We start from the raw sequence: 21,010 nt of genomic DNA on the forward strand, positions 1-21,010 counted from the left end.
ACAGCACTAAGTATAATTGAATAAAATCAAGAAGTTGATACGAAGCGATTTTCGTTTTTAACTTACTATCAGGCAATTTAGTTGCATTATTCTAAAAAAACGAATCAAAAGTATTGACTTATTCAAAGAATAAATTTATCAACCATCGCTGAAACATACTTTATAAACCATTAAGACTGTAGGCTCATTTCGTAGCGTTGTTCCTGAATAGTTTGTCCCCACAGCTGAACTGGTTCGCGCTCTTCGGTTAATACAAAACCAACACGTTTGTATAAATGGTGGGCCGTTACCTGATCGGCAGTTGTCCATAAATAGAGGCTGGTATACCCTCGCTCCCGGCAAAACGCCAGGGTCTGGTCGACCAGTTGTTTGCCAATACCCTGTCCTCGAAATGCCTTATCCAACAGAAACCACCGCAATTGCCCAACTCGATCAGGGCGACCCACAACGGCAATAGACCCTATAAACTTACCGTCTGCTTCGGCGATCCACAACCGATCTTTATTGGGTGAATAATGCTCGGCAAACTCGCCCAGTGTTTTGGCCACATAGCCTTCAAAGCTTACATCATACCCAAATTCGGGTGCATACCAGACACCATGATACTGCACTATCAATCCGGGATCGCCAGGTCGCAGGTCATGTCGGATGGTTACAGACGGCAAATCGGCGGGGGTATCTAACAGCGCCTGAATCGTTTTCATACTACTCACTAAATGCTCCAGCTGGCTGGTGGTCAGGTGGTTCGTTAACGTATTTAACTCCTGTTCCGACGCATGATTCAAGGCTTGAAACAGCTGTTGCCCGGTATCTGTCAATGTCAGGTAACTGGTCCTGGCATCAGTAGCAGATCGATTACGCAGGAGAAAGCTCTCCCGCTCAAAACGTTTAATAATCCGGCTGAGGTAGCCAGCATCTATGTTAAGCTGATCAATCAGGTGCGTTTGGGTACAGTCAGGCTGGTTATTGATTTCGAACAATACCCTGGCTTCGGCCAGTGAAAGGTTACTGTTCAGGACGTGACGATCAACAATACCAATAATGTTCGTGTAATAACGGTTAAAAGCCCGAACGCTGGCAATGGAGTCCATAGGTAACACTAGTCATGTAACGGCAAGATTAGTCAGAATACTTGACAAAGTCAACCAATTTAAACTAAGGCTCGGCCCATTTAAACCTATAAGGTTTCTGAAACCTTATAGGTTTGTCATCAAGACCAGAATTCATCGTAATTTTGCAGTCACAACAAAATTGATTCTAGTCATGCCAAAGGCACAAATGAATACCGACAAGGGAACAATGTTGATCGAATTTTTCGAAAAAGATGCCCCTAAAGCGGTTAATAATTTCATCACGCTTGCTAAAAAAGGATTTTACGATGGTGTTAAATTCCATCGAGTCATTCCTAACTTCATGATTCAGGGCGGTGACCCAACCGGTACTGGCGCTGGCGGGCCTGGTTATACGATTGATTGCGAATTAACCGGCGATAATCAGTATCATGACCGTGGCGTTTTATCGATGGCACACCGTGGGCGGAATACAGGTGGTTCGCAGTTTTTCATCTGCCACAATCGCCAGAATACGCAACACCTCGACCGTAACCATACCGTTTTCGGCAAAGTTGTGGAAGGATTAGATGTGATTGATGAGATTCGCCAGGGCGATAAAATCAACAGCATCACCATACTGGAAGAATAACGATTTCTGACTGCTGACACAGCCGCCCTAACAGAGAACTCTGTTAGGGCGTTTTTTTTATTTTCTACCCGGCCCAATTAGGGTTTTCGCTCAGGGTATCATCTTCGATAATAGTATGAAATAGGGTCTCTCTTTAGGATTCCAACCTCGTTGAAATGATAAAAAATAATCGCTTCTCTGCGCTTTCCCAAGGTCTAAATAACTTCAGTTCAAATAAATTATACTAAAATAAACATCATACATCGATTAGTATATTATATACCAAATAATGTACAATATATTTGTAGGGATTATTACACGAATCAATCCTTTATTTCGTTAATCTAACCCTACTTGTATGAAGTTATTTTTATATCCTAAGCCCTCACTCTGCCTACTGGTGGTATTGTTCCAATTGTATGTAGATAGCCTAAAAGCTCAAGCTCCTGCGAACTTAACGGCAGACGTAGTTTTAACCGCTACGACGGAGACCGATTTTGCGCCTTTTGCTTTCTTCTCTTCCACATCTCAAATTGCAGCGGCTTTCAATAAAGCCCGGCGCACAGAGGAAACCCAACTAGGGCTGGCTGCTAATTCCCTGGGCACCTTAGTACTACCAGCAGGCTATGCTGCTTTTACGGATAATCAGCGGGCTGTGTTTCTAATAAATGCTGAACGTCAGGCCAGAGCAGGCATTAACTATGGAAGCGGCCCCGTATTGGGCAAGCCATTGGAAGGCATAGAAACAGCCCTGGACAATACCGCACAAGGGCATGCTGATTACTTATTTACAACCAATACATTTGGTCATACTGGAGCCGATGGCAGCACGCCTTTTCAGCGGGTCGAAGCTACTTATCCAGCCAATTGCCTACAACGGAATGGATCGGGTAACTATACAATGGGGCGTGCCGAAAATGCTTATCAGTCCTGCGGGGGTGGAGCAACATTTGTGGTGGAACAGGCCATTTTTAGCTGGCTCTATCAGGATCTGGGCTCAGCCTGGGGGCACCGTGAAACGGTTCTGATCCAGAATGTAGATGCCAGTGGCTTTTCAGGTTTTAACGATGATCGATCGCCAGCGGGCAACGAAGGATTCTTAGGCATTGGTGTCAAAATTGGCACAGGCTACACCCCCTGTGGCGCTTTGCCAGCCCGGCTGGTTATTATGAACATTGCAGATCCAAGCAGTAGTGCAGCTTGTACGTTTAGCATTGAAAACAGCGCATTACCAGTAAGTTTAACCTTCTGGAAAGGCCACCTTGAGCAGAACACGGTCAAGCTCGAATGGGAAACAGCCTGGGAAAAAAATGCCGACTATTTTTTGATACAGCATAGTACGGATATAGAGCATTTCAATAGCCTGGGAAGCGTAAAATCAAAAGGCAATACGGCTCAACGACAAGCCTATGCATTTACAGACGAAACTCCTGCTTTGGGTGATAACTACTATCGTTTGATCCAGATTGACACTGATGGAGTTAGACAAACTTCACGCATAATTTCTGTTCATCGCGACAACAATGCATCGGTCAATGGCTTGTCGGCTTACCCTAACCCAATTAATAAAAGCATTCCATTCAGGCTGCTAATCGATGAAGCTGTATCAACTGACGTGCATCTGGTTGATGTGTTAGGTGTAGAAATTCCTGTCAATCAATCGCGTATTAACAAACAGGAATTGCTGATACAGCCCAAAATGCAACCGTCAGCAGGCATCTATTTTATAATAGCCTACATCAATGGAAAACGTCATTTTACCAAGTTGATGATCAATTAGCCTCATTCATCGAATAGGCAACCTGATGGCCACGGCTCAGCTATACGAGGGAGTTTTTCGGGAGATCAATCCTATAATCGCCAGCACTACCGCTACAATTGCCCCAGCCCCGGCCACTAGCGGTAGTTGCCCATTTCCTGACTGCTCCACGGCAATAGCCACGTAAGCCCAGGCAAACACCAGAATATAGGCCACACTCCGGTACCGGTTAAATACCAATGCTCCAACAAGCAGTCCAACGAATAGTATCGAGATGGCCCATGTTTGTTCGCTTAGCCCCATCAGGCTAAAATCCGTCGCTTTCAGATAAACCGCGACAGTAAGGATTGTAGCAACAGTCAGCCAGCCGAAGTAAATTGAAAACGGAATACGGGCTATCCAGGTTTCTGCGGGAGAGGCTGCTGATTCAGGCAATGTTGCATCGGGGTCAGTAGGTAGCAGTGACTCGTGCCGACGTTCAAGGAGTTGTTGCTCGATAACAACCAGCGAGAACAGCATAACCAGAATAACGATCAAGGCCAGGCCAATCCGTTCATTGTTGAACAGCGGACTCCAGATTGCATTGCAGAACGCATTCAGAATAACCCACCCGCCGATTGACCGAAAGCGCGGATTTGTTCGCTGTGCAGGTAGCGCCTGAAAGATTGCGAATGCCAGTAGACCCAGGAAAATGATTCCCCAGATCGAAAAGGCATAACCCGCAGGCGTAATCATCGTGTGATATTTATCGGATATATTGGCGTTGGTTCTCCCTCCAAACGCGCCTGTATTGGATAGGTAGTTCATCACAATCAGCGAGATGATGCTGAAAACGACGAGAAATTGGCGAAGTTTATCGTTCATGGCGAGTAAATGGTTAAACAGTTAAAAGGGTAATTGGCAAACTGGCCAAATTGTTATGGCGTTGCTTATCAATTACCCTTTTAACTGAATGACAGGCTTACCCGTCTACATTTCCAGGATCTTAAACTCCGTCCGGCGGTTACGCTGATGTTCTTCTTCAGTTTTGGCGGTTTTAACAATCAGTTGGGTTTCGCCGTACCCCTTCGCAACCATCCGGCTTGCATCGATCCCTTTCGATACGATATAGTCTACGGCTGACTTGGCCCGGTTCTGCGATAGCTTCATGTTGTATGCATCCGGTGCCCGCACGTCGGTATGTGAGCTTAACTCAATCTTTAGCGTCGGGTTGTCCTTCAGAATTGTGACTAGCTTATCGAGTTCCTCGGCGGCATCCGGCCGGATGTTGTACTTATCGAGATCGTAATAAATATTTTCCAGCACGAACGTTTTGTTAAGCGTCGCCTTGTCGAGCAGAATTGCCACGTTGAATGTGGTATCGGTTTCGGGTTTAGTCAGGAAAATATCCGGGATACTCTTGCCCTGCATCGTAAACTGCTCCCGGCGGGTCAGATAGCCTTTGCGTTCTGCCAGTATGGTGTAGTCTTTGCCTTCCTGCAATGGATATTTGCCAAACGTGCCCGGCTGGCCCGTTGTCACTTCGGCAATGGGTTGCCCCGTAGCATCGTCCAGAATACGAACCCGCGCCGAATCGAGCGGGGCAATAGGGGTTTCATTTGCTGAAACGGTTCCAGCCAGGAAGTAGCGTACCATTTTAGGTCCATTGCGTTTGTTCTGTACAATAGTCGTCGTATCGGCAGCAGGCCCCTCCTGAAAGAAATAAATGTCATCGTCACCCTTGCCACCTGTTCGGTTCGATGCCAGAAACCCTTTAGTCGGGTCGGTATAAATCAGGCCAAAATCGTCGGCGGGTGAGTTGATCGGTTGCCCCATGTTCTCGACCCGTGTAACTCCGCCCGAACGCGTTGCGACAAATACATCTAATTTGCCGAGTCCAGGATGCCCGTCAGAAGAAAAATACAATTTGGCGTTCTGACCAACGTACGGGAACATCTCATCACCGGGTGTATTAATGTCACGACCCATATTGACCGGACGGCTGAATCGGCCCGAAGCGTCGATGCTGGTTCGATACAGATCAATACCTCCGGCTCCGCCAGCCCGGTTCGATGCAAAGTAGAGCGTTTTTCCATCTGCCGAGAAAGCGGGAGAGCCATCCCAGGCAGTCGAATCGCTGATGGGCAACCGAAGTGGCTGGCTCCAGGTGCTGTTGTCGCCCAACCGGCTGATAAACAGATCAACATCCTGACCGCCTTTGCGTTTGCCATTATTACCGCGAGCCAGAATCATGGTTTTGCCATCTTTCGAGAAAGCGGGCGTTCCTTCATTCACATCACCCTGAAATACGTTGTTGCTAAACAACTCAGGCTGCCCTGTCGATACAAGATTTCCGGTCTCATCAGGATTTTGATTTAGCTTGGCTTTATAAAGACCCAGCATGGGCAAGCCATTGTTTTTATAAACCTGCTCCTTTTTCGAAGCTGTATAAACCAATTCCTCTCCTCGCACAACGGGCGCAAATTCCGTTCCCGGCGAGTTAAGATTACCCATGTTCTTCAGGGTAATGAGCGACTTGTTTTTCGCGATTATGTCGATGGCCTTCAGCGTTTCGATTTCGCGCTTTGCCTTATCGAGTATAGGTTTAGCAGTGGTTCTGGGTGCATTGGCTACGTACTGCTGCAACTGCTCTAAGGCAGCTGGATAGTTACCCTGTGACTTTAATGCGTAGGCATAATTGAAGCGGGCTTCGGGTTCGGCGGTTTTGGCTTCGATGGCTTTCTGATAGAACGGAACAGCATCGCCAAACCGATTCGACAGGCGATAGGATTCGGCCACATAGTAATTCAATCGGGCCGGATCAATGCTTCCTTTGGCTGCCTTCTCGAATTGAGTTAAGGCTAGATTGTACTCCCCAGCGTCGTAATGACGAACGCCTTTTTTGTACGCCTGCATGGCTGAATTGCAGCCCGCCAGTCCGGTAGCCAACCCCAGCGCTACCAGCAAAACAGACAACGTATTGATTCTCATATAGATAATGAAGCAAAGGCATTTTCGCGCCCAAGATAGGCAAATTTGGGCGAGTCTTACTTTTAACGAATACAATCTGTATTTATTGAGGATTGTTTAAGAAGGAAAAACTTGCCCTATCGCAATGGCAAGTTACAAACCATTACCAGTAAATTGCCGACCCGAATGCATTTATGTGTTTTTGACTATTCCTATCCTTATGCCCACTTATGTAGCCGCCATTGACCAGGGCACAACCAGCACCCGCTGCATTGTGTTCGACCGGCAGGGCCAGATTGTATCGCTGGCTCAAAAAGAACACAAGCAGATCTATCCACAACCTGGCTGGGTTGAACACGATCCAGAAGAAATCTGGCGTAATACTCTGGAAGTCATTGCATTGGCTCGCATCAAGGCGAAACTCTCCGTGCACGACATTGTAGCCGTTGGTATCACAAACCAGCGCGAAACGACCGTTGTCTGGAATCGCCGGACGGGCAAACCCTACTACAATGCCATCGTCTGGCAGGATATGCGAACGGCCGATCTGGTTATCGAATTTGCCAAAGCAGGAGGTCAAGACCGCTTTCGGTCTCAAACCGGTTTGCCACTGGCCACTTATTTCAGTGGCCTGAAATTGAAGTGGCTGTTGGACAATGTGCCCGATTTAAGAGACGATGCCGAACGGGGCGATGCGCTTTTCGGCAACATGGATACCTTCGTCGTCTGGAATTTGACAGGGGGCATACATGGCGGTCTGCATCTCACCGACGTGACCAATGCCAGCCGAACGCAACTGATGAATTTGCGAACGCTGAACTGGGACGATGAATTACTGGAAACCTTCACCGTTCCGCGCACCATGTTACCTCAAATCAGGCCGAGCAGCGAAGTGTATGGAACCGTCTCCTCAGAGGTATTGCCCGGTGTTCCGGTTGCGGGCATCCTTGGTGATCAGCAGGCTGCGCTGGTTGGTCAGACATGCTACGAACCTGGTCAGGCCAAAAACACCTATGGCACCGGTTGCTTCCTGCTGATGAACACAGGTACTGAGCTACGGGAGTCGACCTACGGCCTGCTGACAACGGTGGCTTACCAGTTCAAAGATGAACCGGTTCATTATGCACTCGAAGGCAGTGTTGCCATTACGGGCGCTCTGGTGCAGTGGTTGCGCGACAACTTAGGCATTATCAAGAAAAGCACCGATATCGAATCGCTGGCCCGCTCTGTAGACGACAACGGCGGAGCTTATTTCGTACCTGCCTTTTCTGGCCTATACGCTCCTCACTGGAAAGCCGATGCGCGGGGTGTTATAGCTGGACTAACGCGCTTTGTGAACAAAGGCCATCTGGCACGAGCTGTTCTGGAGGCAACGGCTTACCAGACCGTAGACGTTGTGCGGGCAATGGAGCAGGATGCTGGTGTTTCTCTCAAATCACTGCGTGTCGATGGTGGCATGGTGATCAATTCCCTGCTGATGCAATTCCAGTCCGACGTGCTCAACGGGCCGGTTGTTTGTCCGCAAATGACCGAAACAACCGCTCTTGGCGCTGCCTACGCAGCCGGACTGGCCGTAGGCTACTGGAAAAATCTGGACGACTTACGTCAGAACTGGGGAGTTGCCCGTACTTACGAACCAAACATGGACGACGCCCAGCGAAAACGACTCATGCACGGCTGGCAAAAAGCCGTCGAACGGTCATTTGGCTGGGAGGATTGAGCCTTGTTAATGTGTCGATAAGCTTTATTAAGGCTTCAACAGAATTGACTTACGGCCTATTGATGCTTGAATTCGTCAGTAAGGTGATGTCGGTTTCTCAAAACCGACACAGGGAGACGGTTCGCCAGCGATCCGCAAAACCTGGTCGTAGATGCCGGATTCGGTTTGTCGACCCGTAGAGGTCAGGTTTATTAACCTGACCTCTACGTCAATAAATCAGGTATAGTCGCTATGAATCGCTAAAAAGCCTGAAATACTAACTTATTCCTCGTTTGAAGTTTAATATCTTTCACGGCACCCGTACCCAGAAAACCATATGCAACCCCCACAATAGACACCTTCTTTTGGGGGAGGGTCGCTTCGTAGGCTAATTCTCCATTAATGTGATAATAGAGCTTGTGTCCGTCGCTTTTGCAGGATACATGTACCCATTTTGAAAAATCAACGCCAAACCGGGATAAATCCGTCTTTTTTCCAGAAATCGTATTCGTTCCATCGAGTAGCGTAAGCTCCGATACACAACCCTTGGCAGAAAGGGGCATTGTAACAGGCATATCGTTGGTTATCAGAACGATCCAGGCCAGTTGGCAGGCCGCAGCTCCCTCTCCATATTCATTTTTCACATCGCTGGTAAACGAGAAATCGGCCAATGCGATTGGATCAAAGTTTCCGACATTGACGTACTTGACCAACGGAGGCTGAGGTTGTAAAGCCACATTTTTCTGCTGAATGTCTGCAACAGGCAGCTTCATCATATCCGGACCGATAAACTCAGACGGCTTCAGGTAGACAGGTATCGGTTTCGTTGCAATGCAGCCAAGCCAGCCATTGGTTGGAATGATTAGCGAATGTTCTTTCACAACCTGCTTACCGATAATCAGCTTAGCCCGATAATACCCTGGTTCATAATAAATAGACGTATGCGTCTGGCCATCTTTATCCACCAGGGTTTGTAGACGCGGGTCCCACGATTGTTGAATATAAACCGAATCGGTGGGTGATGCCGAGGAATTATAGGTAAAAATAACCGAGTTGGGAATTCCTCGGGTCAACGGTTTACTGCTAAAGCTATACTGGTTTACATTCAATTGAGACGGTTTTTGCTCAAACGCAACGATACCGATCAGGGCAATAAGTAAAACAAGGCCCGCAATCCAGCTAAGTTTCACCCAATTGATGGATGATTTGGCGGGTAGAACCGGCAATTGACCGACAGGATCAGGCGGCAAATCACTAGTCGCCTGCGACTTGATGAAGGCTCGCCAATCCGAATAGCCCGCAAATTGAGCCAGCGTATTCAAGGTCGTATTGCTCGGCAAATGCTGGTAATCGACCCGGCCCCAGATGCGTCGTAGCGTGCTTGCGCTCAAGGAAACACCCGTCTCATCCAGAATACGTTGCTGGAGATTGTCAAAATCGGCACTTATCCAGGATTCGCTCGCTCCCCAGTCGAGTTTTTGTTCAATAAGCTGTTTGCATCGGAGCAAATCGGTCGAATCGGAAAGCATTGTCAATCAACGTGATAAAACTTGAAAAAACTTGATCGGCAAATGAATTGCAAGGTATTGAGTAGTGTGGTTAGGTTTACGATCAGCGATGCGCTTCCACTGGTTCGCTAAAGGTACAAAAGGCCATTGCTAACGAATCCTTACTTTTTCAGTGAGTAAATCCTGGTAAACAACATGAACAAGGTAGTCTTTTTAACCATTACTTTATGGGGAAGTTTTCTCTTTTCTATAAACGCCCAGACCCTGTATGTAGATGCCGTACGAGGGAGGGAAGAAGCCAAAGGGACGGCTACTGATCCCCTTGCCAGTTTAGAAAAAGCCGTTGGCCTAACCCACGAATTTTCAGGCACCGAGCCCATAATGATCAAAATTTACCCCGGCTTGTATGTGCTTCAGCATCAACTGGAAATCAAAACCCGCAGGCTCCCAGCAGATACGGTACAATACAGCCTTGAAGCCGCTATTATGCCGGACGATCCAGAGTGGCAACCGACGAAAATGCCCGTCATTCAGTCCACTTCCCCCGACAACTCCGTAAATCAGTTTGTACATGCGATAGGGTTCCTGGTGGCAAAAAACAACGTGAGTTTTAAGGGTCTCAAGTTTTTAGGAAACGCCAATCCTACTGTCCGCTATTATTATCCCATCACGCGGGAGGTCGAAACCTTACAGGGGCTTACTATAAGCCAGTGCTATTTCATCGGCGAACGGAATTCGGCACCCATTCAGGGCGCGATTTGGGCGCATGGTGGCGGAACCCATGTAGATCATACCATCTTTTATGGTTGTAAGAATGCGCTGCTTCTTTTCAAGTCGATTAAGGATTTCGCGCTGACCAACTCGATTGTTTCAGGGTCTTATGAAGCTGCGGTGTGGTTTGGCCCGAACGAGCCAGACTTCCTCTTCCGCAACAACGTCGTCACCAATTGCGCTTATTTCTGGCTCAGACCCGAGAATACGGCTCCCAAATATTCGTTCTCCACGTCAGTCATTACCGGGAATGCCCATTATATGGGGTTCTATGGGCCTAAGGGACCTATTGAGGCCAGTGCAACAAATCAGGTTGAACAGGGGATAAAAAAATCAGGCACTGTCCTGTTCAGTGAGGTAAAGACCAATGGGTTACCTACCGATTATCTGAATCTGCTGCCCCAATCTGCTGGTTATGACCTTAAGGCTGGCATTTTTAAAACACCAAAGCAATAATCCTTAAACCTGCCATGTTTCGAAATTACCTAACCATTGCCCTGCGCAATTTTCGTCGCCAGAAAGGATTTAACCTGCTCAATATTACGGGCCTGGCCATTGGCCTGGCCAGCGTTACGCTCATTTACCTGTTTATTATTGACGAACAGGGTTTTGATCGCTTTCACCCCGACTCCGATAACCTCTATGTGCTGGGAACCCACCGAAAATCAAATGGATACGAATACACATCGGCTTACGCAGCGGGTGCCTGGCAGAAAGCAATTCTGAATCGGTTTCCGGATGTAATCGGCGGGACGCAGGTCATTTCGATGGGCTATCCAGCCTCGTTTCGCGATCGAAAAACGGATAAAATCCTATTGTCGGAGAATGTGTTCTGGGTGAATTCCGACTTCAAGGATGTCTTTCATTTCCCATTGCTCTATGGAAACCCAAAAACGGTGTTTGAGAAACCAAATGGGATTGTGCTTAGCGCAACGATTGCCCGGCAATTTTTCGGCGATCAGAATCCAGTCGGTAAACCGCTCGAAATAAGTCATATCTATTCAACGGACAATAAATACGTTCCGTTGACAATAACCGGTGTTCTTGACGATTATCCGAGTAATTCGCACATCCAGCCCGATTACCTGATCAGCACGGGTATGCTGCGTTCGATGATGACGGCCAACAACAAAAACTGGCTGGAAAACTGGGGAGCCGGGCCGGGCTGGTTTCTGACCTATCTCCATACTAAGCCCAATGCCGATATCGATAAAATCAAAAAATTGTTCAATCAGGTCGTACAGGACAATCTCCCCAAAGATCCCGCCAGTTTGACTGAACCCGTAATTCTTCCGCTAAAAGGTGTGCATTTCAATCAGGACCTGCGGTCGAGCTATAACAACAGCCGGATTGGTGATATTAAATACCTCTACATTTTTGCCTCAACGGCCCTGCTCGTGATCATCATTGCCAGCATCAACTACATGAATCTGGCTACGGCTCGGGCCGTTCGACGAGCGAAAGAAATTGGCTTACGGAAAGTGCTGGGAAGTAACCGGCGTCAGTTGGTATTGCAATTTTTGGGAGAATCCCTGATCACTACGTTCATCGCGCTGCTCGCTGCGCTTGTGTTGGTTGTCGTATTATTGCCCTTGTTTAACGTCATTGCGGGGAAGCATTTTACGCTGGCCCATCTGGCACAGGGGAAGTTGATCGGCGTTACTCTAGGAACTACGTTGCTGGTTGGCCTGCTTTCGGGCAGTTATCCCGCGCTGTATTTATCGGGCCTGCTGCCTATCAGTGTATTAAAAAATGTCCGGTTCACCAGCCGTAGCTCCGACTGGCTTCGGAAAGGTCTGGTTGTCCTGCAATACACCATTACGATTCTGCTGATTGTCTCGACTGGTATTATGATGAAGCAGATGAATTTTATTCATCGCTCGACCTTAAGCCAGAGTGGCGATCAACTACTTTCGATTCGATGGTCGGGTATGGCTTCGCTGGATAAATACCGTTCCCTGAAGCAGCGCATTCTGGAAGACCCTGAATTACAGGTCGTCACGCTGGCCAATCACTTACCGAATCAGGATTATTTTGGCTCGCTGGATCATGATGTTACGTTTCCGCAACTCGGTAATCAGCCGCACCGGTGGGCAGGCATGAAAGGCGATTTTGACCTCCCGAACGCCTTTAACCTGGAGTTGGTTGCGGGTCGAAAATTCAGGTCGGATAATCCGGCCGATTCCAGTGCGTACCTGCTCAACGAAAGCGCCGTCAAAGCGCTGGGTCTTCCGCTGGATAAGGTGCTGGGCATGCATCTGACCATAAAACGGCCCATGGAAGAATCGAATCAGAAGAGGGAAGGAACCGTGATCGGCATTGTCCGCGATTTTCCTTATAGATCCATACATCATACCATTTCGCCCTTAGCGATCAGCGCCCGACCTGACCCCGAAGATCGGATCATGTATGTAAAATTGCCAAACGGTAAGTTTCAGGAAAAGATAGCCGAGGTAGAAAAAAAGTGGAAGCAGGTGCTGCCCGATGTTGGCTTCGATCACTGGTTCATGAGCGAGGAGTTTGGCCGGATGTATGAAGGCGAAAACCGGATGTCGGGTTTATTTAAAGCATTTTCTCTGCTGTCCATTCTGATTGCCTGCCTGGGCTTATTCGGCCTGTCGTCGTACCTGGCCGAACGGCGTACCAAAGAGATCGGTATCCGCAAAGTGATGGGGGCTTCTCTGCTCCAGATCCTCAGACTGTTGTTTACACCTTTCCTTAATTTACTGGCCGTTGCCTGTCTGATAGCCGTGCCGTTGGGTTGGTTCATGATGTACCGATGGCTCGAAGATTTTACCTATCGCGTGCCTATCGATGCATTCATTTTCCTGCTAAGCATCCTTCTGGTTGTCCTATTGACGGCCGTCGTTGTCAGCTACGAAACGGTACGGGCTGCTTTAACAAACCCGCTGAACTCGATTCGGCAAGAGTAAAAAGAAGGTATGCGTATACAAAAAGTCCTGTCGTTCATCCCTAGGCCTTTGGCTTCGAGCCGTGCCACGGTTATTACTGATGGGCATTCAAACCGTGGCACGGCTCGAAGCCAAAGGCCTAATACCATCTGGCACCGTAAACTCACCGAACAAAAACGAAACTTCCGGACCAACCGCTATAATTTTTACTATTGACACCATTCCGGGAGTTACCATTGTAGGATGTCTGTCCGGGGCGAATCTCAACCGTGACCACTCCACCGGCGTATGAAATCAGGCCAGCATGTACAGCTGCCGTATAGATCGAGGAATCATCGGTATAAATATCTGTTTCCCAATGTCTGTCGGAGCTATGCCTGCAAACGGTTGCGCATTACAGACCGAACCTATGGCCGAATAGGTCACATACATTCAGTAAGTCGTGTTAATTCATACTATAGGCCCGAATCTAAATAATACATCGGGGTGCAGACGAAGGATGGATGCTATCAACGCAATGGGTAAAATCTACTGAGTAATCGATTTGGACGTTGAGTGTAAAGGAGGCTAATTGCCCCCTCGGAACAACATTACCTTGTATATCTAGTCGAAGATCATCCTTATTAAGTCCTTTTAACAGGTTCGTAACCTCCAGATTAACGACAATAAGACCGGCGGAATCCAAAAAATCTTTTACCTCCGTATTTGTCCCTTTATCCAGATTGAAATTCTCGAACGATGTGAGTCTGCCTGATCGGAAACCCGTAATATAAACCGATTCCACAGCTACCGACGACGCTTTATTCGTCGTATTAGGCGACAGATCAAACTTTATCGAGCTAATGGTGAAGCTTTTAATCTGAACATCTTCGTAGTCTTTGTCAAGAATGCCGCTCACCAGCGTTGATGCCTGAAAATACGCTTTCTCACTAAATGTATTGGTGGAATTAATCCGATAGGTCAGGGTTTTAGTGCCCTTCTTTATCGTATGAATGTCGTATCGGACACATCCTCCCCAAAGCATACTTATCAATACAAGTGCATATAGTATTTTTTTCATAGTCTTACTCTTTTGAAGATCCGAATCGTAAACCGAGAGTAGCATAGCCAGTCAATGGAGACGGGCCGCCCACACCGGCTCCCAGCGAGAAAAATCCGAGTTGGGCATGTACCCCAACACCGCCCAGAAATGGCTGTTTAGTTTTTAGATTAGCCGTAACCGATTGCGATGTTGTATTTTCAATATAGGTATAGCGCACATCGAAGGTGCCGGTCTGATAGCCCGCCCACACAAAAGCGCCCACCCGTTTGTTGCTCACCCCGGCCTGCACATAGCCGTAATGACTCTGTATGGCTATGTAGTTGCCGATATCCGATTTGTTAAAAGCATAGCCTGCATTGAGCGTCAGGGGTGAATTCTTCAGAAAATACTGCCCTACGTCGTGTCGAAGGCTTACACCCAGAATTTGCAGCTTGCCAAAATCTCCGCCAAAATCATAGGGGAGCAATCGAAGCGATAGCTCCGTACCCCGAATTCCGCCAATAGTTAGTTGCGGGACTGCCCAAAACAATTGTTTCAGCCCATAACCACCCGGAAATACGTAAGTCAATCCCTTCGTGCCAGCCACCGATACGGGATCATTATCACCGACAATGGTTGGTACAGTAACCGTTTGCCGGGGTGTAAAGCTGCCCTCCGTAGTAGCGCTGAAGGTTTTTTGAGAACCCATTGGCATGGCGTCCAGTGCTGTCAGATTAAATCGGACGTAGAATCGTTTCTCGATCTGAACCGAAGGTTGCAGACCGGTATTCATTCCCGAAATTACCAGATCGGCCAGAGGTTGCAGATAACCCTCCTTATTCGGCCCCTGATAGGCACTTAAGTAGTCGTTCAGCGTCTGGCTATAGCCAAACTGAGCCGTAAAAAAGAGCCATAGATAGAGCCCGCTTCGGTAAAATGTTTTCATAGATCACAGCTTAAGTGTGTGGAATGAGTGTTGTGTTTCAATGGTGAAAATTACTTAGCGAAAGCCCCCATCCTCAATACCCTCAGCAGGGTATTTTTCGTATCTTAAGGCCGAACTTTCCTAAACCAATGAAACGGCTCTTTTGGCACTGGATTGGATGTATAGTCCTGACTATCACATCCTCACCAATCAACGCGCAAACACCCGTAGCGGTGGGGGCACGTTTTCAGGAAGTCGTGCTGAGCGACCAGGTACAACTACTGGAAGATTCGACGAAACGATTGACACTTCGGGAAGTTGTTAATCAACCCTTCCAGCCTTATCATGGAACATCAATTAATCCGGGATTCTCAAATAGCTATTACTGGGTACGATTCAGGCTGTTCAACTCTGATTCTACCCCGAAAGAATTACTGCTGGAGGTAGAAAATCCGCACATAAACAAACTTCGGCTCTTTACAGTGGCTCAGGGACGCTGGCAAACCAGTTTACTGACGGGTGATCATTTTCCATTTCGCCAACGCCCTATCCAGCATCCTCATTTTTTATTCCCGATCACGGTTGGCCCCCAGCAAACACTCACTGGCTATTTGTGGGTCGACAAGCATGGTGAACAGGTTCAGATTCCGCTCCGATTATGGGATAAGAACTACTTTTCGACAAACACCTACAAATTGTATTTATTTGTGGGCCTTATGCTGGGCATTGGCGGGTTATACTGCGTCGTTAGCTTATTGACGTTGTTTTTTTTTCGGCTTCGGCTCACGCTTTACTACTTTTTCTATACCGTCTGGACCTGGCTTTTTCTGACGGCTCATACCGGATTTGGCTTTGCATTTCTCTGGCCCTCGGCTACCTGGTGGACCAGTGCGGCCCGACCAACCTCCGCGATGCTGATTTATGTATCCTCGTTACTTTTTATCGAGAACTTCTTCCTCCTGAGGAAAACGCACCCGTTTTTACATCGATACACGCAAGTGCTGCTTGGCCTATTGGCCCTGGTGCTCATCCTGTTCTGGTCACACAATCCTGCGCTCGGACTGGTCAAAAACTACTGGTATAACCCCGTATATTACAGTGGTGAAGGCTTGCTGCGTTTAATGATTGTGATGCATATTCTGGCTACTATATGCCTTTCATCGGTCGTATTTATTGGCTTGTTCGTGTATCGAACAAACCGAAAACCCGAAGGGCTCTGGGTGTCAATCGGCTATATGATGATCCTCTTATCAGGATCATCTATCTTACTGGTACACGCTGGCTATCTGCCCGACAATTACATTACGCACAATCTGCCACTGGTTGCCAATGCCTTCGATACCGTTATTTTGTCGATGCTGCTTGCCAATCGATTTAAAAATATTTACATCGAAAATGCCCAGATCTCAACTGAGCTAGCCGAACAGCGCCAGCATAACGCCATTCAACTCCTCGAAGGGCAGATTATAGAACGTAAGCGGCTTTCTCAGGAGCTCCACGATGGTATTAGCCTGGCTCTGGCTAACATCCGGCTACGGCTTTCGCTATTGGCCGAAAACTTAAATGGTCACCAGGTGGAAGCCGAACAGTTGGTGGAAGCACTGGGCAACGTAGGGCAGGACGTCCGACAGTTTTCCCATGCGCTATCGCCTGTCTTACTGGAACGATATGGGTTGATGGGCGCACTGGAAGAACTTATTCAGGATGTACAGAATAGTCATCCTGGCCTGATCGTATTGTTTGATCAGGATGTAAACCATCCCGAAAACATTCAGCCATTGGTGACTCAAATGGTCTATCAGATTACGCTGGAATTACTGAACAATATCACCCGGTATGCACATGCCCAGGAAGTTACTATACAACTTAATCAGCTAGAGCATATACTTATTCTGTCTGTATCCGACAATGGAATAGGCTATGATTTTAAGGAGGCCAGCCGGGGGATCGGGCTGCAGAATATCACCGCCCGCGTGCAGGTGCTCAATGGCCGGTTTACGGTGTCCCGCCTAACCAAAGGAATGCAGCATACTGTCGAAATTCCAGCTCAAACCAGGTTGTTCCTATAGGCAAACTTCACTAAATCGGCGTTTGTGTGCAGGTGGAGTTTTTTAAAGATATTTTTCTTGTGTGTATGAACTGTATGCTTGCTGATAAAGAGTTCGTCAGCCAGTTCCTGTTCTGATAATCCTGCCGCAGTTAACCGGATAATTTTTTTCTCCTGCTCCGACAGCCCGGCAATCTGTATGAAATCAACCATATCGGGTACCACCTCAAATACGGGAGTAACGGTAGCTTTCAGATACTTGCTCAGGTATGTTCTTCCTTCTTCGACAGCCTTCAGTGCCTCCACCCATTCACTTTTCGACGCATCTTTTAACAGATACGCGTGAACTCCAGTTTCCAACGCTTTTTTAACCAGACCTGTCGATTGATAGGCCGAGAATATAATGATTTTCAGACCGGGATGACGATGATATAACTCTGGGACTAAATCCAGACTATTTTTTCCCTCCACGTTCAAATCAAGGATCAATACGGCTGGCAGCATACTGGTACAAACCGATATGATTTCTTTCAGTGAGGTAGCAACACCAACCAATTCATAGCCTTCGATGCTGTTAAGCATCAGTCTGATCCCATCGAGAACCACCGGATGGTCATCTGCCACAACAATTCGGATAGGCATAAGCTAAGTGGAGTTAGGGTGGCTATACTTCTTTGGGCCGTAATTCTTCGGCCAGCATCAGGCGCGTTTGCGGAAGACTTTGCGGGTATTCATCACGAATGAAAGCGATCAGTTGTTCACGCAGGTGACAGCGTAGATCAAACGCAGAAGGAGCATCAGGAGCAGAAGCCAATACGCGCACCTGAATACAGGTCGGCGTTGTGTCGGTAACCTGAACAGCAAAACTTTCGCCCGTCCAGAGTGGGTCATTTTCAGCTATTTCACGGGCTTTTTCGCGGATTTTATCGACGGGTACGTTGTAATCCAGATACAGAAAAATGGCACCAATAATAGACGCGTCGGAGCGGGTCCAGTTTTCGAACGGCGTTTCGACAAAGTACGTAATCGGTAAAATTAACCGACGGCGATCCCAAAGCCGAACGATGACACTGGTGAGGTTGATTTCCTCAATACGTCCCCACTCCTTTTCGACAACTACGGCATCGTCTAATCGTATTTGCTGATTGAAGGCAATCTGAATCCCAGCCAGCAAGTTAGCCAGTGTTTTTTGAGCTGCGAAACCGATTACGACCGATACAACCCCCGCCGAAGTCAGCACACTGAGCCCCACTTTTCGGCTTCCCTGAAATGAAATCAATATTAATGACACACCCACTATAATGATCCCAATGGCGACCAGACGCCTTGCAAACCGCACCTGCGTTACAAACTTTCGCTGCGAGAGGTTAACATCTTTCGTTGTGTCGTACTGTCGAATGACGATTAACTCCCCAACTTTCAGCAACGTAATACTTAGCCAGGTTGCCGTAATCAGAAATAAAACCTCCGCCGTTTTATCGGCAATCGGATGCCGACGCAAAAAACGCTCTGGCTGAATGTTGGTAGCCAGCAGAAAAAACAAAGAGGGTACAAACGCCCAGAATGCCCAACGCACATGGGTTTTGAGAAAATCCAGTGTTTGAAAAGCACGACGTCGAACAATAAATCGGATGAGCTGAGTGACGACAAGATCAACTGCCAGCCCCAAAACGACAGCCGTTGTCAGCAAAACCCAACCCGATAGATCCCGGTTCGGGACATACCCGAACCAACGGACTATAGCTCGTATCCATGACTCTACTTGTTGCTGCATGACCTCCTGCCCCGATTTAGATGATTTACAAAAATTTGTAATCACGGTCACAAAAATAAGGGCCATGATCTAAGTGGGCCTTATCCGGGGCATTTAATCTTCTAATATCGTATGCGCTGACTCAGTTTCAGTTCTCAGCGGACCAAATAGTGCATGATGGGGTGGAGTTAATAAACTTTGGCAGATTACTAACTGACTTTGGCTATACTCATACGGTCGTTGTGTCTCTTCAATCGGGCTGGCAGTTTTGTTGGTTTAGCAAGGGTTATGGGTTCATTAGTTTATCGAAATTGAAAGTGATCAATGAACTGCCGCCTGAAGTGCCGACCTAAGGGTACTCTATGCTGGCCTATAATGACCTCATGTTCAGTGAATAAGTCGACTTTTTGAATATTTATAGCAAAGGATCGATGTACGCGAACTAAAGTCTCCAGATTGAGTCGCTCCAATAAAGAGCTTAGCGTTAGCCGGAGAACAAACTTCCGATTGGTTGTAATTAGTGTAACGTACATGTTATTGGCTTCCAGTAGAATAATGTCATTGAGGGCTACTTTGACAAATTGATAATTATATTTTATGAATATGTTATCGTCAATCATAAAGATTGCTTCACGCCCAAGTTTGTGTTTTTTTAGTTCACTTCTATCCTCCAGTTCAACCTCCTCCAGCCTTTCCGTAGGCAACTTAGCAACACTTTTATCATTTAATGAGCCAACTACCGCATCAATTGTCTGAAATAGTTCATCAAAACTTACTGGCTTGTGCAGGTAGGTTACCGGATTTGCAGGATTAGTTTGGGCTGGTGGCGGTAATTGCTCGGAGGCCGGATCTGTCAGGTAAATGATGGCAAGCGGATTTAGGAGCCTGAGTTGACGTACTGTTTCAGCACTACTCCAGTTCCCTTTTAACTCAACGTCACAAAATGCCAGATCAATGGCTGTTTGTTTGTGAATACCTACTGCCGCTCGACCTGTTGTGGCGGTTTTGACAGCATAACTTCCTGATTTCTCCAAAACCTGCGCCAGATAAGCGGTCGACGAGGTATCGTGGCTGATGAGCAGCACTTTACGTTTATTATTTTTCATGGTGTGATAGTTTATGCTTTTGATAATCAAGCATTTGCCCTATTGAAGGACGAGAGGTAAAATAGGGCGTCGTAAAGGAAAAAGTCAATTCTTCCTTATACACGTTTTATTTTGCGGTAACAAAAAGCCATTTTATTAGCCGTACGGTATACTGCTTACGTACAAAAAAAAGCTGTTTAATAACCAAAACAGGTCGTTTACTACCCTTTTCAAGCACGACGTTCTTTTACCTTTCACCTTTGTTTCGTCATCAGGGTAACCCTACTGACCCAGTTAAACAGTAACTCATCCAGCCGCAATCTGCCAAACAGACAAGTAAATTCTTGTTCGATGGCCGTAAGCAGTACGATTTTTTGAATGGCTTGATGAGTCATTGTTTCTGTTGGTTAGCGGGTCGTGAACCTTAGTTGACGCTATCCTATACACCATTAGTGATCTTCCGGTATGAAAAAACTAGCTCTCTCCAGCCTGGCTATGCTATCTGCATTAGCCTCAACTGCCCAGAACCATATATCCATTAGTCAACAGGGTTCTCCGGGCAACCACGCCATGGTTTCGCAATCGGGTAGTGGTAACAGCGTCATTATCAATCAAAACAGTACCGATTCGAGCAGCAGTGGGCAAACCGGGAACCGAATTAGCCTACGGGTGGATACAAACACCCAAACGACGATCAATCAGCGCAGTGACGGCCCAAACTTGGTCGAACTGTCGCAGGAGGGTCAATCCTCGGCGATTATTAACCAACCGTCAGGAACGGACAACAATACGGTGACGCTGCTTCCTGGCCAGAAGCCGGTCAACCACCAGCCCCGCACTTCCAAACGGCGTCAACGCCGGTGATTACGCACGCTTCTATCTAGTTTTATGTTTCACTTAT

At 47.4% G+C, this 21,010-nt stretch carries 16 protein-coding genes and 1 pseudogene; 7 read left to right on the forward strand and 10 right to left on the reverse strand.

Annotation, left to right across the window (positions count from 1 at the left end; genetic code table 11):
- Window positions 1-170 precede the first annotated feature (170 nt).
- Window positions 171-1,091, reverse strand: coding sequence for a bifunctional helix-turn-helix transcriptional regulator/GNAT family N-acetyltransferase (locus GJR95_RS11120; protein WP_162385928.1), 921 nt, complete (start codon window positions 1,089-1,091; stop codon window positions 171-173).
- A 172-nt stretch (window positions 1,092-1,263) separates the two neighbouring features.
- Here GJR95_RS11120 and GJR95_RS11125 point away from each other — a divergent pair, with 172 nt between their 5' ends.
- Window positions 1,264-1,701, forward strand: coding sequence for a peptidylprolyl isomerase (locus GJR95_RS11125; RefSeq protein WP_162385929.1), 438 nt, complete (start codon window positions 1,264-1,266; stop codon window positions 1,699-1,701).
- A gap of 337 nt (window positions 1,702-2,038) precedes the next feature.
- Complete coding sequence (locus GJR95_RS11130) at window positions 2,039-3,460, forward strand: T9SS type A sorting domain-containing protein (RefSeq protein WP_162385930.1); 1,422 nt, start codon at window positions 2,039-2,041, stop codon at window positions 3,458-3,460.
- Window positions 3,461-3,496: 36 nt separating this feature from the next.
- On the opposite strand, the gene GJR95_RS11135 is transcribed toward GJR95_RS11130, so the two are convergent.
- Together GJR95_RS11135 and GJR95_RS11140 are read right to left on the reverse strand one after the other, a co-directional pair.
- On the reverse strand, window positions 3,497-4,303 hold the full coding sequence (locus GJR95_RS11135; protein WP_162385931.1) for a tryptophan-rich sensory protein: 807 nt from the start codon (window positions 4,301-4,303) through the stop codon (window positions 3,497-3,499).
- Between the two features lie 105 nt (window positions 4,304-4,408).
- Entirely contained in the window at window positions 4,409-6,409 is a 2,001-nt protein-coding gene (locus tag GJR95_RS11140) for an OmpA family protein (protein ID WP_162385932.1), read from the reverse strand.
- Between the two features lie 199 nt (window positions 6,410-6,608).
- Between GJR95_RS11140 and glpK the strand changes: the two genes are divergently transcribed.
- A complete protein-coding gene (gene glpK / locus GJR95_RS11145; RefSeq protein WP_162385933.1) occupies window positions 6,609-8,108 on the forward strand; it encodes a glycerol kinase GlpK in 1,500 nt (499 codons plus the stop codon).
- A 239-nt stretch (window positions 8,109-8,347) separates the two neighbouring features.
- On the opposite strand, the gene GJR95_RS11150 is transcribed toward glpK, so the two are convergent.
- A complete protein-coding gene (locus GJR95_RS11150) occupies window positions 8,348-9,616 on the reverse strand; it encodes a hypothetical protein (protein ID WP_162385934.1) in 1,269 nt (422 codons plus the stop codon).
- A 174-nt stretch (window positions 9,617-9,790) separates the two neighbouring features.
- Between GJR95_RS11150 and GJR95_RS11155 the strand changes: the two genes are divergently transcribed.
- Together GJR95_RS11155 and GJR95_RS11160 are read left to right on the forward strand one after the other, a co-directional pair.
- On the forward strand, window positions 9,791-10,822 hold the full coding sequence (locus GJR95_RS11155; protein WP_162385935.1) for a hypothetical protein: 1,032 nt from the start codon (window positions 9,791-9,793) through the stop codon (window positions 10,820-10,822).
- Between the two features lie 14 nt (window positions 10,823-10,836).
- Window positions 10,837-13,299, forward strand: a complete 2,463-nt coding sequence (locus GJR95_RS11160; protein ID WP_162385936.1) for an ABC transporter permease — start codon at window positions 10,837-10,839, stop codon at window positions 13,297-13,299.
- A 142-nt stretch (window positions 13,300-13,441) separates the two neighbouring features.
- Here GJR95_RS11160 and GJR95_RS42780 read toward each other — a convergent pair.
- From GJR95_RS42780 to GJR95_RS11175, 3 genes and pseudogenes are all read right to left on the reverse strand, one after another.
- A pseudogene (locus GJR95_RS42780) lies at window positions 13,442-13,660 on the reverse strand (LCCL domain-containing protein); the annotation flags it as partial.
- Between the two features lie 87 nt (window positions 13,661-13,747).
- Entirely contained in the window at window positions 13,748-14,338 is a 591-nt protein-coding gene (locus tag GJR95_RS11170) for a hypothetical protein (protein ID WP_162385937.1), read from the reverse strand.
- A 4-nt stretch (window positions 14,339-14,342) separates the two neighbouring features.
- The gene (locus GJR95_RS11175; protein WP_162385938.1) at window positions 14,343-15,245 is read right to left on the reverse strand and encodes a DUF6588 family protein; all 903 of its coding nucleotides are present in this window, start codon (window positions 15,243-15,245) and stop codon (window positions 14,343-14,345) included.
- A 128-nt stretch (window positions 15,246-15,373) separates the two neighbouring features.
- On the opposite strand from GJR95_RS11175, the gene GJR95_RS11180 reads away from it, so the two are divergent.
- On the forward strand, window positions 15,374-17,293 hold the full coding sequence (locus GJR95_RS11180; protein WP_162385939.1) for a sensor histidine kinase: 1,920 nt from the start codon (window positions 15,374-15,376) through the stop codon (window positions 17,291-17,293).
- Here GJR95_RS11180 and GJR95_RS11185 read toward each other — a convergent pair.
- The 3 genes from GJR95_RS11185 to GJR95_RS11195 all read right to left on the reverse strand — a co-directional run bounded on the left by GJR95_RS11185 (window position 17,272) and on the right by GJR95_RS11195 (window position 20,130).
- A complete protein-coding gene (locus GJR95_RS11185; protein ID WP_162385940.1) occupies window positions 17,272-17,913 on the reverse strand; it encodes a response regulator in 642 nt (213 codons plus the stop codon). The genes GJR95_RS11180 and GJR95_RS11185 overlap by 22 nt on opposite strands.
- Window positions 17,914-17,935: 22 nt before the next feature.
- A complete protein-coding gene (locus tag GJR95_RS11190; RefSeq protein WP_162391666.1) occupies window positions 17,936-19,045 on the reverse strand; it encodes a mechanosensitive ion channel family protein in 1,110 nt (369 codons plus the stop codon).
- Window positions 19,046-19,326: 281 nt separating this feature from the next.
- Window positions 19,327-20,130, reverse strand: a complete 804-nt coding sequence (locus GJR95_RS11195) for a LytR/AlgR family response regulator transcription factor (protein WP_162385941.1) — start codon at window positions 20,128-20,130, stop codon at window positions 19,327-19,329.
- A gap of 444 nt (window positions 20,131-20,574) precedes the next feature.
- Here GJR95_RS11195 and GJR95_RS11200 point away from each other — a divergent pair, with 444 nt between their 5' ends.
- On the forward strand, window positions 20,575-20,973 hold the full coding sequence (locus GJR95_RS11200) for a hypothetical protein (protein WP_162385942.1): 399 nt from the start codon (window positions 20,575-20,577) through the stop codon (window positions 20,971-20,973).
- Window positions 20,974-21,010: the final 37 nt, after the last annotated feature.

The organism is Spirosoma endbachense, assembly GCF_010233585.1.
Taxonomy (GTDB): domain Bacteria; phylum Bacteroidota; class Bacteroidia; order Cytophagales; family Spirosomataceae; genus Spirosoma; species Spirosoma endbachense.